The organism is Nostoc sp. (genome assembly GCF_036917515.1).
GTDB lineage: Bacteria > Cyanobacteriota > Cyanobacteriia > Cyanobacteriales > Nostocaceae > Nostoc.
The window spans coordinates 62,247-83,342 of sequence record NZ_JBALDE010000051.1 but is presented as its reverse complement, the minus strand read 5'-3'; the positions used below and the strand labels follow the sequence as shown (position 1 = coordinate 83,342).

The following is a 21,096-nucleotide window of genomic DNA, read 5'->3' as shown; positions in this document are numbered from 1 at the left end:
CAAAAATTAGCTGCTTTTTGTAATTTGTCTAAACTCAAGCAATTTCCTTCGCTTAATTCGTCTTTGGGAGCAAGATTCAACACTGTTCTTAGTTAATCCGGTGCTGTTACCTTTAGCAAGTTTGAGGCGAACTGACTCACCGCAAACTTTACTGGCACAAGTAGCTGAACAAATAGTTACAATTCAAGATAAGGAGAAGCGACAAAATATCGCGGGTTGTGTAGAAATTCTGGCGGGTTTGCGGTTTGAAAAGGATTTGGTTCGGCAACTTTTGCGGGAGGATATTATGAAAGAATCTGTAATTTATCAAGATATTGTTCAAAAAGAAGCGTTTAAATTGATTAGTCGTCAGCTTAAACGACGTTTTGGTGATATTGATGCATCATTAGTTGAGCAGGTTCGGAATTTATCTGCTGAACAGTTAGAGGAGTTGGGAGAAGATTTGCTTGATTTTTCTGAAGTTGCTGATTTAGTAGCTTGGTTAGAACAGCAGGAATAAGCTTAATCAAAATGAATAAAAACCCCCTTTATTACTATGTAGATGTTACTGTTTAGAGCGGTTTAATTGTTATGATATCGTTTTTCTGAACTACAGCGATGTCTACGACAGGGTACGCCTACGCACTTCAACTTTCATATCAAAACCCATGAGCAAAATTAATCCTGAAACCCCCTTACACAGCTTAAACCCACTCAACCGATTTTCTGACAGAGCAGAAGATTATGTAAAATATCGACCAAGCTATCCCGCAGATGCAATTGATATTATCTTGGAAGGATTAGGTGAAAATTCACAACTCGTAGCAGCAGATATTGGTGCAGGTACAGGAATTGCTTCACGATTGTTAGCTGAACGCAAAGTTAATGTCATCGCCATAGAACCAAATGCAGCAATGCGAGAAGCTGCCCAAGTACATCCTTTAATAGAGTTTCGTGATGGAACAGCCGAATCTACCCAATTACCTGATAATTCAGTTGATTTAGTTACTTGTTTTCAAGCTTTCCACTGGTTCAATCCCGAACCAACTTTATTGGAATTTCACCGCATTTTAAAACCATCAGCACGCTTGGCTGTGGTGTGGAATAATCGTGATCGAGAAGATGCGTTAACTACAGAATATAGCCGAATAGTCCGCGAAGCATCTAATAATCACCCAGCAGAATCTCGAATGCAGTCGGTAGAGCCACTGTTAGTAACTCCCTATTTTATTAACATCCACGAATATACTTTTACTTATAGACAACAGTTAGATTTAACTGGACTTATTGGACGAGCAATGAGTGTTTCTTACCTTCCGCATGAAGGTTTGGGATATGAACAGCTTCTTGATAGTTTTCAAGAATTATATCGGTGTTTTTGTGACGATAGTGGTTTTGTCTATATGGTCTATCGGACTAGCGTACACCTTGGTGAAGTAATTTAAAAATAAAAATGGGAATCATAAGAAGTATAAGAAGTAGAGTGCGTTAATTCACTCTCAATAAATATCAGGATTCACATGGTAAAACCAAAATATGAAGGTTATTGCGAATGCACTCCTACCAAATTAGTCCGAGAAAAGTTTGGATATGTCAATGTTTATACACAAAATGCGAAATCACTTTTAACAAAAGCTACTGGTTTTATTGGTAATTATGATTTCACTCTAAATCTTTACAGAGGATGTTAATAGGTTGTAGTTATTGCTATGCTGCTGCATTTAGCCCTAATGCTCAAATGCGCCAAGACTGGGGTAAATGGGTAATTTTTAAGGAAAATTCTGCTGAAGTTTTAGCGAAAGAATTAAAAAAATGGTATGAAAAAAATCCCTAGAATCCTCCTAGTATATACATGAGTAGCGTTACCGATCCTTATCAACCACTTGAGTCTAAACATCAACTGACTCGTCGATTGTTAGAAGTAATGCTTGATGTCAGGATTGACGGTTATCCTACTCCAACTTTGGTAATTCAAACTCGTAGCCCAATTATTACTAGAGATATTGATTATTTACAACGATTTAAGCGATTGCGAATTAATATGAGCATTCCTACTGGTAGCGAATTAGTGAGAAAAAATTTTGAACCGCGATCGCCCAGTATTAAGGTCAGACTAAATGCTATCACTAAAATTAAACAAAGTATTGATTATTATAAAGGTTTTCTTCCTAAAATTTCTATCATAATTACCCCTCTACTTCCTACTTTACCAACAGATGAAGCTGCTTTTATTGACAAACTAGCCATCGCTGATAGGATTGTAATTCAAGCTTTTCATCCTAGCGATAGTCGTTCTCTTATAGCATCAACTTGTCAAGAAGCTGAAGAAATAAAGCCAAGAGGGTTGAAGCTAATAATTCTTACAAGCAAATATTTGCCATTAGTTTGAAAAAATCAGGTTATATTCTGCTAATTGTGCAAGATAAAAAATTATTCAAAATTTACGATGTTCACCAAGTTGAAAACCAAGAGGAAAAAAATGTAGTACATAAATTTATGGCAGAATTGGGATTAGAGTTGGTCTGGTATAGATATCTAACCTCAACAGGTTTAAGAACACCTTTGCCCATTGCCGAATTTGGTAAATTTGCTCGAGAAAAGTTACCAAAACAACTGTACATGAGTCCAATACTCAAAAGGTATTTTGGTCATAAGCATCAGTTACACTATACATTAGATGATTATGTAATATTGGCGAAAAAGTCATAATAAATTGTAAGTCAAGAGCAAAGAATGCATTAAAAAAATATAAACTATCTGAACTTTAACCTTGAATTTATAAATGATCTGCAATTCACAAATAGCAGAAGGTTGGCATGGCAAGCTTAATTTAGTTTATGCTGCTCGCCAGGGTAAAACCCAATTAATTTACAATCACCAACAAGCACCCCTGAAGGTACAACGCCCATTCTATCCAGAAGGGGAAAAAGTTTGTCATAGCGTAATTTTACATACAGCTGGGGGAATGGTGGGAGGCGATCGCTTATCCTCTAACATCCACCTCCAATCCCAAACCCAAGCCTTAATCACTACAGCGGCTGCAAGCAAGATATATCGCAGTAATGGCTTACAAGCTAGACAAACCATCCAGATGCAAGTTGATGCTGGTGCTTGTTTAGAATGGTTGCCCCAAGAGACAATTTTATTTAACGACGCGATTTATCGGCAAGATTTACGGGTAGAATTAGCAACCGGGGCTAGTTGGTTAGGCTGGGAAATTACCCGATTTGGTCGCAGTGCTAGAGGAGAAAAATTCTTACAAGGGGAATGGCGATCGCACACGGAAATATGGCAGCAAGGTATTCCCCTATGGATTGATCGGCAATGGTTACGGGGTAGTGAAGAAACTTTTCACAGTCCCCACGGCTTGGCTGGAAAACCAATTGTAGGTAGTCTAGTTTGGGTTAGTAGTGCGGTTTCCGCAGAAATTGTCGAAAAAACGCGAAATTTATGGCATGGGGCAGGAGAAGCAGGTGTTACCAGATTACAACATGGATTATTGTGTCGATATCGCGGTGTTTCTACATCTGAGGTGAGAAACTGGTTTATTGATGTTTGGCAATTGCTACGAGTTTCTTTTTTGAATCGTGGTAATTGTATACCAAGAGTGTGGCAGGTTTAAACGTATACGTATAGCGGCTTGCCACAGGCTGCCGCCAAGACGCCAAGAACGCCAAGAGGTATAGATTCATGCAACTTACGCCGCAGGAAAAAGATAAGTTATTAATTTTTACTGCTGCTTTATTAGCAGAAAGACGTAAAGCAAGGGGTTTAAAACTGAATTATCCCGAAGCGATCGCTTATATTTCTGCTGCCATTTTAGAAGGTGCAAGAGATGGGCAAACTGTAGCTGAATTGATGAGTTATGGTACAACTCTCTTAACGCGGAATGATGTCATGGAAGGGATATCAGAAATGGTGCATGAAGTACAGGTAGAAGCAACTTTTCCTGATGGTACAAAGTTAGTGACAGTACATAATCCCATTCGTTAATTTTTTAATTTTGAATTTATTATGATTCCTGGAGAAATAATTACACCAGCAGGTGAAATTGAACTAAATGTTGGTCGTCCAACTATAAAATTGCGAGTTTCAAATACAGGCGATCGCCCCATACAAGTTGGTTCCCACTATCACTTTTATGAAGTCAATTCCGCCTTAAACTTTGACAAAGAACAAGCGCGAGGAATGCGCTTGGATATCCCCGCTGGAACCGCAGTCCGGTTTGAACCAGGCGATGAAAAAGAAATAACTCTAGTGCCCCTCGTTGGTACTCGCCAAGTCTACGGCTTTAACGCCAAAATTAACGGAAACTTATAAAAATCTCCGCGTACCTCTGCACTTACCTCTGCGTCCCTTTGCGTTTAAAAAAGGATTTTATATGAGTTACAGAATGGATCGCCGCGCCTATGCCGAAACCTACGGCCCAACAGTAGGCGATCGCATCCGACTTGCAGATACAGAATTATTTATTGAAGTTGAACAAGATTTCACCATCTATGGCGATGAAGTGAAATTTGGCGGCGGTAAAGTTATCAGAGATGGAATGGGACAATCCCCCATTTCTAACGCTGATGGTGCTGTTGATTTAGTCATTACTAATGCCTTAATTCTCGATTGGTGGGGTATTGTCAAAGCAGATATTGGTATTAAAGATGGCAAAATTTTCAAAATTGGTAAAGCCGGAAATCCTTATATTCAAAATAATGTAGATATTATTATCGGCCCTGGAACCGAAGCCTTAGCCGGTGAAGGAATGATTCTCACTGCTGGCGGTATTGATGCCCATATTCATTTTATTTGCCCCCAACAAATTGAAGTGGCGATCGCTTCTGGGATTACCACCATGATCGGCGGCGGTACTGGCCCCGCTACAGGTACAAATGCCACTACCTGCACCCCCGGCCCTTGGAATATTTACCGAATGCTACAAGCTGCTGATGCTTTTCCCGTCAACTTAGGATTTTTGGGTAAAGGTAACGCCAGTCAATTCCAAGGACTTGTAGAACAAGTAGCCGCCGGCGTAATGGGGTTAAAACTACATGAAGACTGGGGAACCACACCCGCAGCAATTGATACTTGCCTTAGTATTGCCGATGAATATGATGTGCAAGTAGCAATTCATACTGATACCCTGAACGAAGCCGGATTTGTCGAAGATACGATCGCAGCTTTCAAGAATCGTACCATCCACACCTACCATACCGAAGGTGCAGGCGGCGGACACGCACCAGATATCATCAAAGTTTGCAGCCAAGCCAATGTTCTGCCATCTTCCACCAATCCCACACGTCCTTACACCCTAAACACCTTAGATGAACACCTGGATATGTTGATGGTATGCCATCACCTCGACCCAGCGATCGCCGAAGATGTCGCTTTTGCCGAGTCTCGCATTCGCCGAGAAACCATTGCTGCTGAGGACATTTTGCACGACTTAGGCGCATTTAGCATGATTTCTTCTGATTCCCAGGCAATGGGACGAGTAGGCGAAGTGATAATTCGCACCTGGCAGACATCTCATAAAATGAAGGTGCAACGCGGAACTTTGAACCCACAAGGAATTGAGCAAAAAGCAGACAATTTTAGAGCGAAAAGATATGTTGCTAAGTATACGATTAATCCGGCGATCGCTCACGGAATTGCTCAATATGTGGGTTCAGTGGAAAAGGAAAAATTAGCAGATTTATGTTTGTGGCGTCCGGCATTTTTTGGCGTCAAGCCAGAGATAGTGATTAAAGGCGGGATGATTGCATGGTCGCAAATGGGCGATGCTAACGCTAGTATTCCCACACCGCAACCAGTGTATATGCGACCGATGTTTGGTAGTTTTGCAGGGGCACGTCATGCTACATCATTAACTTTTGTTTCCCAAGCAGCTTTCGAGAAAGAAATTCCTAGCCAGTTAGGTTTACAGAAGGCAGCAGTTGCAGTTTCTGGGACACGCCAATTGAGTAAGCGGGATATGAAGCTGAATGATGCACTACCCTACATTGAAGTTGATCCAGAAACATACCAAGTCAGGGCAGATGGTGAGTTGCTAATTTGTGAACCTGCGACAGTTTTGCCAATGGCACAGAGGTACTTTTTGTTCTAATTCATGACCGAGCGATTTATCGTTTTTAAGAACGAGAGTAATATTGCCCTAATAAATTTTTTGTTTTAGAGTTACGATCAAATAGTTAAACGTTGCATTTGATGTATAAAATCATGTTACTTTTAAGAAAAAAATTGTGACTGATGAAGCGATGTGTCCGGTAGCAGTGTTGATTGATTATCAAGACTGGCAGCAAATTGAGAAGATATTAGTAGCCTATCAATCACAACAAAAACAAGAGTTTAATTTAAACCAGTATGCGGGTGTAATTCAACTAACTCAAGACCCTTTGGAATATCAGCAGCAAATTAGGGATGAGTAGTGTTGACACAACCTTTGATTTTTTTAGATACAAATGTAGTCTTGTATTTTTTGGGTGGTCGCTTGGTAAATCCATTACCATTTGGACAATATTTTATTTCAGTGATTACTAAGATTGAATTGCTCTCTTATCCGAGTCTCAGTTTAGAAGAAGAAACACAAATTATTGATTTTTTAAATAAAATTACAATTATTGGTATTGATAGTAATATTAAAAATTTAACAATTGCATTTTGCAAACAATACAAACTCCGGCTTTCTGACGCAATAATTGCAGCAACTGCAAAATATCTAAATGCAACATTGTTTACAAATGATGTAAGATTGGTTAGTTTAACATAAATTAACACTCAGCCAGTGCAAATTGTGTAATAGGTGCGATCGCTTGCTTGAACTTGAGGATGCGATCACTTGTTATGGGTTGAGAGTGCGTATTATTGCTTATTTTAAGTAGATGTTATACACCTTATCCATTTTGATTACACATCCACATATAGTGACAAGAGAAAAATCTCCTCATTGTCCTAAATCGCTAATTTTTGTTTTTTAATTTATTCATTGGCAAAAGCAAAGTCTCCTCAATTTCTCGCCTGGCTTCACGGCTTATGTAACAATCACTATTTATGCAGTCTAATAGTAATTCATTTGCATTGTAGTAATCCCATATTAGTTCATATTGTTTATCGCTAAATTCATCTTCATAAAATATGTTTCGGTACTTCATAAACAAACTCCTCAAGTTATTCTCCCATATTTTAAGTTTGTTTACTTTGCCCTGCTTCCATTTTTCTTGTCTCTCTAAGTAAGGAATTTGCTCTTTAAGATTTTGAAGTGATTGCCGGAATTTAGGTTCTATATCAACTGGAAGAGCAAGAGCATAAGCAAATAATTCATCTTGAGCAGCATTGGCAAAATAAAGAACATCAGTAAATATATAGTCAAACTCAAGCTCTGGCTCTAAACCAACACCATAGTCAAACTCAAGCTGTGGCTCAAAACCAAGATCACAGAAGTTTAATCCAAGGTGACAGGCGAAAGCATAGTCCAAAGAATCCAATACAGAGTAGCTAAAAAAAAGAGCATGTTCAAAGTAGAAAGCCCTTACTGCTGCTGGTTTATGAATAGATTTTACTGACAAAGATTTTTGATGCACTCTCCACAAAAATTGTTGTAATTTCTCATCAGCCTCTACTATTGCGTCAATCTTTTGCTTCATCAATCGCAGCAAATCATCCGCCTTCCGCATCATGCCCACCGTGAGCAAAAAGACCTCCTGCCAGCGGATCTCCGTAATATGTTCTACTAAGTTTTCCCAAGCAGAATTGGCAACAATCTCTCTAGCGGCAAAATACTCCTGAAAGGTCAAGTGTGAAAAAGAATAGATTCCCTTTGCTCTTTCCACTAATAATCCATGCTGTGCTTCAATTGACTTCAAGCCAGCTTCGCTATCCAATCTTAAAACTTCAGGATCTAGGTCAGCATCGCGTAAGTTGCTGATAAAGTCAGCAATGTGTGCCTCAACTATTTTTTGCTTGAAGAAATAATTTTTCTGCTCAAAAGTAGTCAGGGCAATTTGACTCAGCAAGTCTTCCTTACGCTGTAATGACAAGTTTTTATAAATTTGATCCCGCTCAATATTACGTTTGGCATCCCATTTTTTTAGCAAGACATCCAGTCCCTCTTTATAAAGTTCTGAGCGATTTGCTGGAAAATCTGCGCTTTCCCCAAATACCAGACACAGCAGGGTCAATAGCAATGGATTGGTTGCAAGTTCAAGAACTGGCTTGTTCTCCTTAAGTTTTTGGATGAAGCGTTGGCTTTTCATCGGGTCACTTAAGCGAAACCAGTTTTCGGCAAAAATGGCAATTTGCTCTTGGTCAAAATCCGCCATTTCTACCTCAGTGAACTGTTCAAAGGTATATTCTTTGGCAGCAATTCTACAGGTAATCATGAACTGATTAGTATGAAACTGCTCAGAAAGATTCAGAATTTGCCGTAAGACACGCTTTGTATCCTCTTCACGAACTTCATCCAACCCATCTAGCAACACCAATGCCTTACCCTGTCTCAAAACTTGGTCTGTTCTAATGCTGGCATCCTTCACTCCACAACGCGACAATTGTTGAGCAATATATTTCAGAATGTCTAGCTGCCTAGGCGCTTCTGCAAAATCTTTCAGGGTGATAAATAAAGGAACTTGGTTTGTCAAAAACTGCCCCTCAATGCACTGCATCGCCAAATACTTCAAAAATGTAGTCTTACCTGCTCCGGGTTTTCCCAAAACCATTAGCTTACTGTAGCGTTGCACCACTTCCAGTCCCGATACTCGCTTCTCTGTTACTCGGCTGAGTCCAAAGTGATCAAAGTGTTCTGGATCGCAGTTTTGCAACAGTTCAGGGATATCCAGTCGCCTGCGTCCTGTGATTTTCTCCAGAATGTTGACGTTGGTATAGATGCCTCGCTCTCCAGTTAATTCAATTGGCTGGGGCATATCCAGCACCCGCATAGTTCCACACTTTTCTTTGACGCTGAGTTTCACCTTTTCGCAGATTTCTTGAACCAGGGCATCAACGTCATTCTCTGCAATATCAGTAGTTGAACTATCAGAAGGTTTCTGCTGTGAATATCGCTTTTCGAGATACTCTCGCAAGCGGGTTTCTTTCACAGGCCCATTGCCACTGATACTGAACTTCTTGTAAATTCCCGTTAGACAACTGCTGAGATTGCTATCAGAGATGTTAAGCCTTTGTGTAACTTTAACTCGACTCTTGCCATTACCAAAGATTTCCAAAAAGACTGCCTTTTCTCGGTTTGACAATTCGCTGTATTGCTCTAGTTGTGTCAGGAAGTCTGTTGGTAACGACATATACCTAATGTGAAATCGCCTTAAAGTTCAGTCTAACTTGCGTTTCCAGAGATTGGCGGCTAAGAAAGAATATGTCAAGACAAGTCAATCTAAGTCACTATAAGTCAAATAAATAACCACAAAAGAAAATTGCGACATTGAACTTAGTCAAGCAACAGAGGCGATCGCAATGTTAGAAATATTAATTACTCTGATTCTCAATAAATCTGTTGAAGTCATCCTAAAGCTACTACTGGAAAAAATCTGGGTATGGCTGTTGACGGATAAAAGCTTCCAACGCCTTAACCACTTTCTGAAAATGCAGATTTTTGTACTCTATCTAGATTGGATTTTGCTCAAAACGTCTCTAAAATCTCTGCCAGAGCCTAGCAAAAGAGAACAATTCAGACACAAGTGGCTAGTTGTGAAGGAGGCAACAGTTTCCTTTATGGTCTAATTTTGAAAACAAATTGTGCAGAATGCTGAACAGGACCTATCCTAAATACGGGAAAGTTCGCTCTACCATAAGAAGTATGTTGTCCTAAGTAACTCAGAAGGCACTCTTAACTCTTATGTGATCGCCTACGCAATTATATCTCCAGTTCCCTACGAAAATCGATACATCAAAGGCTACATAAGTCATTCCACTATCTGCTGTATCCAAAGCTAAAATTTTACCAGCCATAATTTAATAGTAAAAAATACTTCTTAGGTAGGGAGGCTTACTAAAAAACTTGGCAGACAAATTGTTACAAATACAGCTAGTCTTACAAAAATTTACTTTTACCCTATACCTTGCATCTATATGACTTCACAATCTTCTCGCTCTGACAAAATTCTGGTTGTTGATGACTCTCCTGATAACGTGTTTTTGATCAAAACTATTTTGGAGGAAGAAGGTTACACAATTAGCACCGCAGAAAATGGGATTTCCGCCTTGGCAGAATTGAAAGCTTCTCCTTGTGATTTAGTTCTGCTGGATCTGATGATGCCAGGTATGGACGGGTACGAAGTCACCAAGCACATTCGCGGTGAGATGAAGTTGCCGCAATATATCCCTATACTGCTGATCACTGCCCATGATGCACCCAACGTTGCCCACGGTTTAGACTTGGGTGCTGATGATTTTATCCGCAAACCTGTAACAGTAGATGAATTGCTAGCACGAGTGCGATCGCTCCTACGTTTGAAGCATAGTATGGATGAACGTGATGAAATTGCCCGTCAGCGAGAAGATTTTGTCTCCCGCCTCACCCACGATTTACGCACTCCCTTGGTAGCCGCCGATCGTATGTTGATGCTATTTCAGCAAGGTGCATTGGGAACATTATCAACGCAAATGCAGGAAGTAATCGCCATCATGGCCCGTAGCAATATCAACCTGCTTTCTATGGTGAATACTTTACTGGAAGTTTATCGTTTTGAAGCGGGTCGCAAAAGTTTAGCGTTTCAACCGGTTAATCTAAGTCAATTACTAGATGAAGTGATTGGAGAATTGTCACCCTTAGCTCAAGATAAAACACTGTCCCTAAATTTGGACGTTACTAAAGAGTCAATCACAAACACAGTGATGGGCGATCGCTTGGAACTGCATCGTCTATTTACCAATCTCATCGGAAATGCGATCAAATTTACCGAAGCTGGATCTATTACTATTCGTCTTACTTCTCAATGCCAGTTCGACAAAAGTAATCAATCTCAGTTCTTTGAAAAATCCAATCCCGTTGACTACATTAGAATTGAGATAGCGGATACTGGCCCAGGTATTCCCTCTGAAGAACAAGCCACCATTTTTGAACGCTTTCGTCAAGGCAGTCATAAGAGTTCTGGTAGTGGTTTAGGACTGTATCTTGCTCGTCGAATTGTCGAAGCACATCAAGGCATTATTCTGCTTAATTCCGAGTTAGGCAAAGGTAGTGTATTTAGTGTGCTTCTACCCACCAAAGTATGAGAAAATTAGTAATTATAAATTATGAATTGTAGAGCTTTTTATTATAAAAATTCATAATTTACAACCTTACTACTAGCTGCCGATAATTTCAAGAAAATCTTCCACTCAAATCAAACACTAAAAATTTACGAGCCAAATATGTTGATATAACAATATTAGCATTCTTGAATAAATAGTTTTTAAGAGAACACAATAATGATTACCACTGAACTATCTAATATTGGCAATATTATCCAGAATCAGCGAGAGTTTTTTCAAACAGGTAAAACTAAAGATGTAACTTTTCGCATTGAACAACTGAAACATCTTAAGCAAGCAATCATTGAGCACGAACAGTCAATAGTCGAGGCATTACAAGCAGATTTACGTAAACCAGAAGTAGAAACTTACCTTACAGAAATCAGCGTAATTAAGGATATTGATTACGCTATTAAACATCTTCAAAACTGGGCGAAACCCCAAAAAGCAGCAATTTCCTGGGATTTTTTTTCCTACTCAGCGAGAATTTATCCAGAACCGTTAGGGGTTGTCTTAATTATTGGGCCTTGGAACTATCCATTTAACTTAATTATTTCACCCTTAATAGGTGCGATCGCAGCCGGTAATTGTGCAATTATCAAACCTTCAGAAATTGCTTCTCATACGTCTGATATCATAGCTAAGATTATTGCCAAACATTTTGACCCTGCTTATCTTGCAGTAATTGAAGGAGGCGTGGAAGCCAGTCAAAAACTACTAGAAGAAAAATTTGACCATATCTTTTTTACTGGTGGTACAGCCGTCGGCAAAATCATCATGGCAGCAGCAGCAAAATATCTCACACCAGTGACTTTAGAATTGGGTGGCAAAAGTCCTTGCATTGTAGATACTGACATTAATCTTGAACACACTGTTAGACGAATTACTTGGGGCAAATTTATTAATGCTGGACAAACTTGTATTGCTCCCGACTATCTTTTAGTTAATAAAACAATCAAGAAAGATTTAATAGATGGGCTGGAAAAATCTTTAAAAGAATTTTATGGTGAGAATCCTGTAGATAGTCCTGATTATGCCCGGATTATCAGTCAAAAACACTTTGATAGATTGGTGAGTTTTCTCAAAGATGGTGAAGTTGTCATCGGTGGAGAAAATCAACCTTCAGAACGTTATATCGCCCCAACACTGATTGATAATGTCTCGCTAGAAGATTCTGTAATGCAGGAAGAAATCTTTGGGCCCATTTTACCGATGATTGAGTACACTGACATTGCAGAAGCGATCGCTTTGATTAACTCTAGACCCAAACCCTTGGCACTATACTTATTTTCTCAAGACAAAAACCTGCAAAAGCAAGTTTTACAGGAAACTTCCTCTGGTGGAGTTTGTATTAACGACACAGTTATGCAGGTTGGTGTCTCGTCTTTACCATTTGGTGGAGTGGGAGATAGCGGTATCGGCAACTATCACGGCAAAGCTAGCTTTGATACCTTTTCCCATAACAAAAGTGTATTGCGAAACTCCTTCTGGCTCGATTTAAAATGGCGATACGCTCCATATCAAGGCAAATTGCCACTCATAAAGAAACTTCTGGGTTAAAAAGGTTAAAGGGTACAGGTCATAGCGTATAGTTTTTCTTGACTGTAACCTATTCCCTTGTGAACTCTTAAAATCCAAAAGCTTTGCTGTAACGCTCCTCAGCCCAAGGTTCACCACGGCGATGGTAGCCATTGCGTTCCCAAAAACCAAGTTCTTCAGCAGCTAAAAATTCCAAACCATTAATCCACTTAGCACTTTTCCAAGCATAGAGGTGAGGTACAACTAAACGCATCGGCCCACCGTGTTCAGATGGAAGGTCTTCACCAAAGACTTTAAAAGCAAAGAAGTTTTCTTCGCGCAGAAAATCTTCTATAGAAATATTGGTAGTATAGCCGCCATAGCAGTGTTCCATAATGTGGGCTACTTTCGGGTCTAATTCAATCAGATTCATGAAATCTGTAACTTTAATGCCAATCCATTTGACATCAAGTTTAGACCAGCGCGTTACACAGTGGAAGTCAGCTGTGAATTCGTGTTGAGGTAGCGCCATAAAGTCTGACCAACTAAGGGTAGCAGATTTTGCTAAACCCCAAACTCGAAACTCCCATTCTTCAGTGCTGACTTGGGGAGTTTCACCGTAAGTTAATACCGGGAAACCTTTAGCTAAATGTTGCCCAGGAGGAACGCGATCGCTTTCTTCTTTACCTGGTTTCTGAAAAAATTTTCCTATCATAGTTAGAGAAAAATAAGTTTTCTCAAGATGTGTATGAGCTTTTTTTGCTGAGTTACCAACAGACTAGATGTTTTACTCTTTATATAAACTCTTGAATGATAGGTAATGGGTAATGGATATTTCCAATTACTCACTACCAATTTTTTTCGATCTAATGAGCTTATGTAGAGTGTGTATGATTCATAATGCAATCAAGAAAGCTTAGAAAAAGCATTTATCAAGTGATCAGAAGTTTGATTGTTAAGTTTGGCAATCAAACCTATTGGTGCTGTTCATGCTTTTCCTGACTGAGAAATTATGATTCTTCTTCCTCTTCTTCAGCAGCTGGATAAACAAATGTAGAACGTCCAGTTAAAATTGACTTACCCAGAGATAGGGCTTTTTGAGCTTCAACGACGGCTTTATGCCTCCAGGTAGCTCGACGTTTATCTCGTTTTGATTTGGAAGTTTTCTTCTTAGGAACAGCCATGTCAGCAGATATCGCGATTTTTGACAACCTTCTTATTCTAGGCCATCCACTGACGCCAAAGACAACAGTTGAGTCAGGAATAAGTAAGTTGAGTTAAGACTGACGTAAGAACGCGAGTCCCCCAAGGTTCCGAGCCAAGAAAGCTTTGGCTCAGACTTCTAGTTCAATCCCTCATTTTGGGGTTGACACAGCGCTAGCTGCTGGAACTTGATTAGAGTTATTTTCAAAGAAAAGTAGAGATCGCGCAGTTTTGAAGTAAGTAGCCCAACTTTGAGCATCAGGGCGCGATCGCCATTGAGGACGACTGACATCTAATGTCATAACTGGTGCGATCGCTCCATAATTTTGTACGGATACGATGATGGAAACATCTGTCACCAAGATATCTTGGTCGAAGCTCCTTTGAGCCGCTGCCCTAGCGACCGCTTCCGCCCTTCTGAGAACGGTTTCATAGTTTTCTTCCGGCAGACGGTCAATAGCTAGATCGACTCTAGCGGTGTAAGCTCGCACAACCTGCGGTGCGATCGCTTCCATCAAAAACCACGCAGGAACAGTAGATATAAGCAAAACTACTAAAGGAATTATCCGGATTCTTCTGGCAATTTGGCTAATAACTGAAAAGGGAACGAGCGATGATGGTAGGTGAGCAGAAATTTTGCTCATGACCTTCTATCTCCTTAGTAATGATCTGTTATTGAAATTAGGTAAAAGTATTTTCCGGCTTACTAACGTAATAAAAATTACATTTTAACTTAAGATTCAATCAGAATCACCTAAACTATAAGACATTGGTTAGCTTTGTTTTTTGGCGAAGCTAACCGCGATTTTAAGACCAGCAAACAACAATAACTGACAAAGAGCGGGATGGCAAATTACTGGGCGATCGCGATTGGTATCAATCAATATCAGTTATTTCAACCTTTAAGTTGTGCCCAAGCAGATGCTGAGGCACTAGAAGATTTTTTGGTGACTGAGGCAGGTTTTATCCCCAAGCACTGTTTAGTGATGACAGATACTTCGCCGCCGATTGGGGATAGGTCAACTTACCCGACGAAGGAGAATATTTTGCTGCTACTTGAAGATTTGGCAGCAACAAGTTGGCAACCGGAAGACTATCTGTGGTTATTCTTTAGCGGCTATGGAGTCAATTACAAGGGCAAAGATTACTTAATGCCAGCAGAGGGCAACCCCGAACTCGTACAAGAGACTGGCATAGAATTGCGATCGCTAATGCAAAGTCTGCAACTTGCCAATCTGAATGTATTGCTACTACTCGATATCAACCGCGCCTTTGGCACTCAAGCGGATGCTCCTGTTGGTGAAGAAACAATAGAACTAGCCCAAGAGCTACAACTGGCGACAATTTTGTCTTGCCAACCAGAGCAATTTTCCCATGAGAGTAGCGAACTAGGTCACGGATTTTTTACAGCAGCTTTGTTAGAAGCTTTACGTTCTGGTAATGGCAGCAACTTGGCAGATTTAGAAAGCTATCTAAGCTTGATTGTGCCAAAATTATGTCACCACCACTGGCGTCCTATCCAAAACCCTGCCACTATCATCCCATCAAGGCAGCAAGTAATCTTGCCAAAATTGGCAATGGAAAGTGATTTTCAGCCAGAACCGATGATTTATCCAGAAGAATCTTTTGCTGTTGCCCTGGCAGCTCCTCCCCTTGACGATTCCTCTAAAACTTCAGCAGCTCGGGGAGAAGCTAGTGTGAACTCCTCCCAACAGTTGAAAGGTCAAAAAGTCCAAAAGGCAGGTGGCAGCTTAGTTTCCCAGCCAATGGCGGAAACTTCCTTGGGAATGAATACCAAAGGAAGATTTATCCCTAATTCCTCCAAAGGTTACGTCTCTCGATTGCCAGCAAATCAGCCAAGCATTCCTTTTTGGAAACAGTTTATCTTATGGGGCGGTGGCAGCTTGCTGGTAGCAGGTTTAATCGCCGTAGTTTTTCTGCGTAATCAAGAAACTTTTAGAATTAAGCAAATATCAAGCACATCACCTAATGCTACTGTTAGCGATCGCCAGGTCGAGAATTTACCAAGCGATGTCTCCGACGGGCTACGCCTACGCACTTCACCAGTTAAACTTAACAATCAATCTAGCGCTCAAATAGCCTCTAGTTCTCAGTCAAAAAAACGAAATCAAGCAGTATTAGACCTAGCAAAAATGTCGCTCAGACAAACTCAAGCTAGCGATTTGAGCATGGCGATCGCTACAGCCCGGAAAATTCAATCGGGTGAACCACTGTACGAACAAGCTCAGGAGAATATTAACATTTGGAGCCAGATGATTTTAGATTTAGCAGAGGGTCGTGCTAAACAAAGACAGTATGCCAGCGCTATTGCTGCTGCTCGATTAATCACCAAAGATGAAGCCCCCTACGCCAAAGCCCAAGCAGCAATTAACCTGTGGCGGTTAGAGGGTAAGCAGTATGTGAGTAACAAAACTCTTTTAGATGCAGCTAATGCCTTAATTAAGCCCGAACAGGCATCTACCTACAATCGGGCGATTGAAGTTGCCAAGAAAGTACCAGCCGATCAACCAGGCTTCGATACTGCCCAAAAATCGATCAATAACTGGAGCGAGAAAATTTTAGACCTGGCAAAGCGTCGTGCTGCCGAAGGAGAACGTAATGCTGCAATTGCGACCGCAGCTTTAGTGCCAGAGGAGACAGGCGCTTATGAAGATGCTCAGGATGCCATCCAAAAATGGCAAAAGAAATAGTAAAAAAATAGTAAAAAAATAGCAGGCAGTTAGGAGTTATATTTTAAATTCAGCATTCATTACTCCTTACTCCTCACTTTTACCTCAGCGTACAGCACTCAGCAGTACTGAGATACATCTTCGCCGCATTCATCGGCTAGATAGCACAGCGCTCGGAAACGTAAACCAACCACTTCTTCATATAAGGGGTTGAGCTTGCACATGGGTGGGATGTGAAACAAAGTTTTCCCAAATAATTTGACATCGCGCTCAAAGGGGCACTGAGATGGAATCAATTTGCACAAGCGGTGAGCTAGTTGGCGATCGCGGACTTGAATGTTTTCTACTCGTTGCCGTAGGGGTTGGAGAATATTCCAGTGAGGCTTGGAAGCAGAATGGTTTAACTGGGTTACTTTATGGTCAATAGTCTCTGCTTGATTGATTGATACCCAGCTAGCCAGAAAAATTTTTTTTGTGGTATTGTCAAATACCTTCATGGTTAACCCTCTGTGTTATTGAGGCTATTCATCTTTTTGATGAATATATACAACGTGGCAACGAACTTTCCCGGAAAAATCGCGTTCTGACTACGATATAATGTAATACCTGATTAGCCACTTAAGTCAGAACCTAATTTATTACTACGTCAAGTTAATCGCAAATTTCTGGGGATCGGTAGTGTAATATTACGATCTTGTTCATAACTTGACACAGTTTAAATTTTAATAAAGACATCCATCATTGGATAGGTTTTAGTGTAACATTTACAGAACTTAATATAAGGTCTTTCCAAAAGTATTTTTGCTAAGTATAAACATCAATAATATTCTAGAAGACATTTTTGCTCTCCGTGTTCCCACTTTCTCACATAAGTGTGTCCTGTTCATTGCTGGCTAAATACTGTAAAAGTAGCGATTCACAAAACTTAGGTTGGCAGTGCGATTTGAGAATGATATAGTCTGAAGCATTAAAATTAGATGATATGGGTGTTTATGTACTCTACAGCCCAATTCCTCCTGACAGTATGTTGTACGCACGCCTTCAAATTGAAAAGGCACTCAGCATCCTTGTAGTTTCTCTTTTCCCCTATGGTTGCGGTATTTTCCGCTTTTTTGAGATTGAGCCTGAAGAGATTAATGAAATCCTGGAAGATGTTATCGAAACACACCAAGCAATACAGTTTAATTAAGCATTTCTCCCCTCTCTGTGTGTTCTCTGCGCCTAGAAAGGTTTGTTAAAAAAATTGACGACAAAGAAGTATAGCCTTAACCCAAGCGTATTGAACTATAGGCAAATTCTATGCCCATGATAAAAGAAGCGCAAAGACATTCAGAAAAATTCTGTGTCTTCGCGCCCATCAAAGTTTGAGCCGTGAAGGAAAGCCGCTGCTTACTGCAGTTTTCATGTATTTGAGCCACATTTGTTGTAAGGGCGCAAGGCCTTGCGCTCCTACCGCGTGGTCTATTTATCTGAAAATAGCTGTAAACTTCTCTGTGTATGAGATTTTTATCTTAAATTCTCTATGATGCTACCTGAGTAGCAGTCCGAGTCCGCCGTCTTCTGCCATCAGCAACTTTTACAGGTGGCTCATCAGGGATTTGCATCAACAAAGTCACAGATGGCTGACATTGCAATTCCCGACGGATAGAACGTTGTAATTCTCGTTCTAAAGTTCCTTGCAATCCATCCCAGTCTATATCTGCTGCTTCACCTTCGCTAGGAGCAAATTCTGTCCAGCGCACAGAGAGGATTTCTTCGATACGTTGTTTTACCCAGGTTTGTAGGAGCGATAGCTCTACACTTGTCACTACACCCCGGAGGTGGATTTCTGGTTTTGCTAACAGTTTACCATTCCAATCAATGGCAGCTGCGATCGTGATAATGCCTTCTGAAGCCATACGCTGCCGTTCTTGCAACACTTTGGCACTTACCATACCTGAACTAGTAGTATCAACTAGTTCTATACCAGATGGCACTTTACCAGTGACCCCAATAGCATCTTCTGTCAATTCGACAATATCACCATTCTGAATAATGATCGTGTTTTCTGCGGGAACGCCCATACTCTGAGCCGTTTCTGCATGCTTCACCAGCATCCGATGTTCGCCGTGAAATGGCACAAAGAATTTGGGTCGAGTTAGGGCAATCATCAGCTTTTGTTCTTCTTGACAGCCGTGACCGGAGACGTGAATTCCTTTATCTCGACCATAGACTACTTTCGCCCCTTGAATCATCAACTTATCAATAGTGTTGACTACAGCGATTGTATTTCCGGGAATTGGGTTAGCAGAGAATACTACCGTATCTCCTTCGCGAATTTTAATGTGAGGATGTTCTTTGTTGGCAATGCGGGTCATTGCTGCCATCAATTCACCCTGAGAACCTGTAGTTAAAATCAGTACTCTTTCATCAGGTAGATTACGGACAGCGTGCAATGGTTGCAGCAGATTATCTTCACACTTGATGTAACCTAAATTGCGGGCATGAGCAATCAAATTCAGCATGGAACGCCCAACAACTGTCACTACACGGTTCTGCTTCTTGGCGATATCCAAAATCATGTTAATGCGATGGACGCTAGAAGCAAAGGTAGTGACAAATAATCGCCCAGGAGCTTGACTAAACACTCTCTCCAGATTGGGATAAACAGAACGTTCCGAAGGTGTAAATCCTGGAACTTCTGAGTTAGTAGAATCACTTAGCAAGCAAAGAACGCCTTTTTCACCATGTTCTGCTAGGCGTTGCAAATCAAACTTTTCACCATCCACTGGGGTATGGTCAATTTTAAAATCCCCTGTGTGAATGACTACACCCAGAGGAGTATGAATAGCAACAGTGAAACTATCAGCGATGGAGTGGGTATTACGGATATATTCAACTAAAAAGTTTTTGCCAATCCGCACTACATCACGTGGTAAAACTGTTCTGATTTGTGTGCGATCGCGAACTCCTGCTTCTTCTAATTTACCCTCTAGCATTGCCATTGCTAGTCTGGGTCCATAAATCACTGGGATATCAAATTGCTTGAGATGAAAAGCAATCCCGCCAATATGGTCTTCATGACCATGAGTAACGATCATCCCTTTAATTTTGTGGCGATTTTCCCGCAGATAGGTTGTATCTGGTAAAACAATATTGACACCATGCATCGCCTCTGTCGGAAATGCTAATCCTGCATCTAACAGGATAATTTCATCGTCATACTCAAAAAGACAGGTATTTTTACCAATTTCATGCAAACCGCCTAAAGGAATAATTTTCAAGGCGGAATTATTAGCTTCGTTTTTAGCCATTTTCTCCTTAGATTGTTACTTTTGATTAATTAAGTTGATAGTTCACTTTCCTTGTATTTAAGACAACACCATCTGTCTATTAAGTCAGTCCCAAAGTAATCAAGTTTTAATCGAAGATTTCAATTTTTTATTCAATAAAATCAACTGTAAAACTCAAGGATTTATAGTATATCTATCAGTCCTAGCACAGGTTTTTAAATTGCAACTTATGAACAATTACTATCGTTGTTTATATGTATCTTTGGCAAGGAGAATACTACCAGCATTTAAATAGCTGGTGGCTAGATTAAACTAAGTTCTTTCAGAACCGCTTCTAACTTTTGACTGACTTCTAAATCAGCTTCACATAGCGGCGGACGAGTTGAACCAACCTCCCAACCTTGAAGTTTCAGTGCTTTTTTCACTGGAATGGGATTTGAAGTGAGAAATAGAGCTTTAAACAACGGAAATAGTTGGAGATGAATCTCGCTGGCCACCTCAATTTTTCCGGCACTAAAAGCTTGAATCATCTGCTGTAGTTGGTTTCCTACCAGATGAGAAGCTACACTTACCACACCCTTTGCCCCGATCGCTAACAAGGGCAAAGTCATGTAATCATCACCAGAATAGATATGAAATTCTTTTGGTGTCAAGCGACGAATTTCGCTTGCCTGATCTATATTACCAGTGGATTCTTTAATCCCGACAATATTGCTAACCTCAGCTAACCGGGCAACTGTTTCTGGCTGGAGGTTTTGTCCGGTACGACCGGGGACATTATATAACAATAACGGTAAGTCAGGACAGGCTTGTGCTATTGCCTGAAAGTGCGCTTCCAGTCCCGCTTGCGGCGGTTTGTTGTAATAAGGAACAACTTGTAAGGAACCATGTACTCCTATCTTAGACGCTTTTTGGGTAGCTGCGATCGCTTCTTTGGTAGAATTTGATCCACAACCTGCGATTACCTTGGCTTTTCCGGCCACAGACTGCAATACTTCGACAAACAACTGGTATTCCTCATCCCAACTTAGTGTCGGGGATTCTCCGGTTGTGCCGCACATCACCAATGTATCTGTACCGTTGTTAGCTAGATACACCGCCAGTTCTGCCGCTACATCATAGTTGACACTACCATCTGCTTTAAATGGCGTAATCATAGCGGTTAAAACATTACCAAAATCTCCCACCCTTTTTTCACTCCT

The 21,096-nt window shown here is 40.5% G+C and carries 22 protein-coding genes and 1 pseudogene; 16 read left to right on the top strand and 7 right to left on the bottom strand.

Annotated features, from left to right (window positions below; translation table 11 throughout):
- Window positions 1–49 precede the first annotated feature (49 nt).
- From V7K89_RS06475 to V7K89_RS06425, 11 genes and pseudogenes are all read left to right on the top strand, one after another.
- A pseudogene (locus tag V7K89_RS06475) lies at window positions 50–499 on the top strand (DUF4351 domain-containing protein); the annotation flags it as partial.
- A 148-nt stretch (window positions 500–647) separates the two neighbouring features.
- Window positions 648–1,424, top strand: a complete 777-nt coding sequence (locus tag V7K89_RS06470; protein ID WP_335185430.1) for a class I SAM-dependent methyltransferase — start codon at window positions 648–650, stop codon at window positions 1,422–1,424.
- 239 nt (window positions 1,425–1,663) lie between these two features.
- Window positions 1,664–1,813, top strand: coding sequence for a hypothetical protein (locus V7K89_RS06465; protein ID WP_335185428.1), 150 nt, complete (start codon window positions 1,664–1,666; stop codon window positions 1,811–1,813).
- Between the two features lie 18 nt (window positions 1,814–1,831).
- Entirely contained in the window at window positions 1,832–2,368 is a 537-nt protein-coding gene (locus tag V7K89_RS06460) for a hypothetical protein (RefSeq protein WP_335185426.1), read from the top strand.
- Window positions 2,365–2,688 carry a hypothetical protein gene (locus tag V7K89_RS06455; protein WP_335185424.1) on the top strand — a complete coding sequence of 108 codons (324 nt, stop codon included), beginning with the start codon at window positions 2,365–2,367 and terminating at the stop codon, window positions 2,686–2,688. The genes V7K89_RS06460 and V7K89_RS06455 overlap by 4 nt, the downstream gene beginning before the upstream one ends.
- Window positions 2,689–2,761: 73 nt before the next feature.
- Window positions 2,762–3,601, top strand: coding sequence for an urease accessory protein UreD (locus tag V7K89_RS06450; protein ID WP_335185422.1), 840 nt, complete (start codon window positions 2,762–2,764; stop codon window positions 3,599–3,601).
- A 68-nt stretch (window positions 3,602–3,669) separates the two neighbouring features.
- The gene (gene ureA, locus V7K89_RS06445; protein ID WP_335185420.1) at window positions 3,670–3,972 is read left to right on the top strand and encodes an urease subunit gamma; all 303 of its coding nucleotides are present in this window, start codon (window positions 3,670–3,672) and stop codon (window positions 3,970–3,972) included.
- A 21-nt stretch (window positions 3,973–3,993) separates the two neighbouring features.
- Window positions 3,994–4,299 carry an urease subunit beta gene (locus tag V7K89_RS06440; protein WP_335185418.1) on the top strand — a complete coding sequence of 102 codons (306 nt, stop codon included), beginning with the start codon at window positions 3,994–3,996 and terminating at the stop codon, window positions 4,297–4,299.
- 73 nt (window positions 4,300–4,372) lie between these two features.
- Window positions 4,373–6,076, top strand: a complete 1,704-nt coding sequence (ureC, locus tag V7K89_RS06435; protein WP_335185465.1) for an urease subunit alpha — start codon at window positions 4,373–4,375, stop codon at window positions 6,074–6,076.
- Between the two features lie 136 nt (window positions 6,077–6,212).
- Complete coding sequence (locus V7K89_RS06430; protein ID WP_335185416.1) at window positions 6,213–6,398, top strand: hypothetical protein; 186 nt, start codon at window positions 6,213–6,215, stop codon at window positions 6,396–6,398.
- Complete coding sequence (locus V7K89_RS06425; protein WP_335185414.1) at window positions 6,398–6,739, top strand: type II toxin-antitoxin system VapC family toxin; 342 nt, start codon at window positions 6,398–6,400, stop codon at window positions 6,737–6,739. The genes V7K89_RS06430 and V7K89_RS06425 overlap by 1 nt, the downstream gene beginning before the upstream one ends.
- A 190-nt stretch (window positions 6,740–6,929) precedes the next feature.
- Here the strand turns inward: V7K89_RS06425 and V7K89_RS06420 are convergent, their stop codons facing one another.
- Window positions 6,930–9,263, bottom strand: coding sequence for an NACHT domain-containing protein (locus tag V7K89_RS06420; protein ID WP_335185412.1), 2,334 nt, complete (start codon window positions 9,261–9,263; stop codon window positions 6,930–6,932).
- 169 nt (window positions 9,264–9,432) lie between these two features.
- On the opposite strand from V7K89_RS06420, the gene V7K89_RS06415 reads away from it, so the two are divergent.
- The 3 genes from V7K89_RS06415 (at window position 9,433) to V7K89_RS06405 (ending at window position 12,771) form a co-directional block, all read left to right on the top strand.
- Window positions 9,433–9,699: a hypothetical protein gene (locus tag V7K89_RS06415; protein WP_335185410.1), complete on the top strand. Its 267-nt coding sequence runs from the start codon at window positions 9,433–9,435 to the stop codon at window positions 9,697–9,699.
- A 348-nt stretch (window positions 9,700–10,047) separates the two neighbouring features.
- Window positions 10,048–11,193, top strand: a complete 1,146-nt coding sequence (locus tag V7K89_RS06410) for a hybrid sensor histidine kinase/response regulator (protein WP_335185408.1) — start codon at window positions 10,048–10,050, stop codon at window positions 11,191–11,193.
- Window positions 11,194–11,388: 195 nt separating this feature from the next.
- A complete protein-coding gene (locus V7K89_RS06405) occupies window positions 11,389–12,771 on the top strand; it encodes an aldehyde dehydrogenase (protein WP_335185406.1) in 1,383 nt (460 codons plus the stop codon).
- A gap of 67 nt (window positions 12,772–12,838) precedes the next feature.
- On the opposite strand, the gene V7K89_RS06400 is transcribed toward V7K89_RS06405, so the two are convergent.
- From V7K89_RS06400 to V7K89_RS06390, 3 genes are all read right to left on the bottom strand, one after another.
- The gene (locus tag V7K89_RS06400) at window positions 12,839–13,444 is read right to left on the bottom strand and encodes a sulfite oxidase-like oxidoreductase (protein ID WP_335185404.1); all 606 of its coding nucleotides are present in this window, start codon (window positions 13,442–13,444) and stop codon (window positions 12,839–12,841) included.
- A 295-nt stretch (window positions 13,445–13,739) separates the two neighbouring features.
- Complete coding sequence (gene rpmF / locus V7K89_RS06395; RefSeq protein ID WP_094328804.1) at window positions 13,740–13,913, bottom strand: 50S ribosomal protein L32; 174 nt, start codon at window positions 13,911–13,913, stop codon at window positions 13,740–13,742.
- Window positions 13,914–14,084: 171 nt separating this feature from the next.
- Window positions 14,085–14,576 (bottom strand): hypothetical protein, encoded by a 492-nt coding sequence (locus tag V7K89_RS06390; RefSeq protein ID WP_335185402.1) that lies wholly within the window; start codon window positions 14,574–14,576, stop codon window positions 14,085–14,087.
- 201 nt (window positions 14,577–14,777) lie between these two features.
- Here V7K89_RS06390 and V7K89_RS06385 point away from each other — a divergent pair, with 201 nt between their 5' ends.
- Window positions 14,778–16,643 (top strand): caspase family protein, encoded by a 1,866-nt coding sequence (locus V7K89_RS06385; RefSeq protein WP_335185400.1) that lies wholly within the window; start codon window positions 14,778–14,780, stop codon window positions 16,641–16,643.
- A gap of 98 nt (window positions 16,644–16,741) precedes the next feature.
- Here V7K89_RS06385 and V7K89_RS06380 read toward each other — a convergent pair whose 3' ends face one another.
- Window positions 16,742–17,119 (bottom strand): Mo-dependent nitrogenase C-terminal domain-containing protein, encoded by a 378-nt coding sequence (locus tag V7K89_RS06380; RefSeq protein WP_334911100.1) that lies wholly within the window; start codon window positions 17,117–17,119, stop codon window positions 16,742–16,744.
- Between the two features lie 485 nt (window positions 17,120–17,604).
- Between V7K89_RS06380 and V7K89_RS06375 the strand changes: the two genes are divergently transcribed.
- Entirely contained in the window at window positions 17,605–17,811 is a 207-nt protein-coding gene (locus V7K89_RS06375; protein WP_335185398.1) for a hypothetical protein, read from the top strand.
- 331 nt (window positions 17,812–18,142) lie between these two features.
- Here the strand turns inward: V7K89_RS06375 and V7K89_RS06370 are convergent, their stop codons facing one another.
- Window positions 18,143–19,915: a ribonuclease J gene (locus V7K89_RS06370; RefSeq protein ID WP_335185396.1), complete on the bottom strand. Its 1,773-nt coding sequence runs from the start codon at window positions 19,913–19,915 to the stop codon at window positions 18,143–18,145.
- Window positions 19,916–20,196: 281 nt separating this feature from the next.
- A complete protein-coding gene (gene dapA / locus V7K89_RS06365; protein ID WP_335185394.1) occupies window positions 20,197–21,081 on the bottom strand; it encodes a 4-hydroxy-tetrahydrodipicolinate synthase in 885 nt (294 codons plus the stop codon).
- Window positions 21,082–21,096 lie beyond the last annotated feature (15 nt).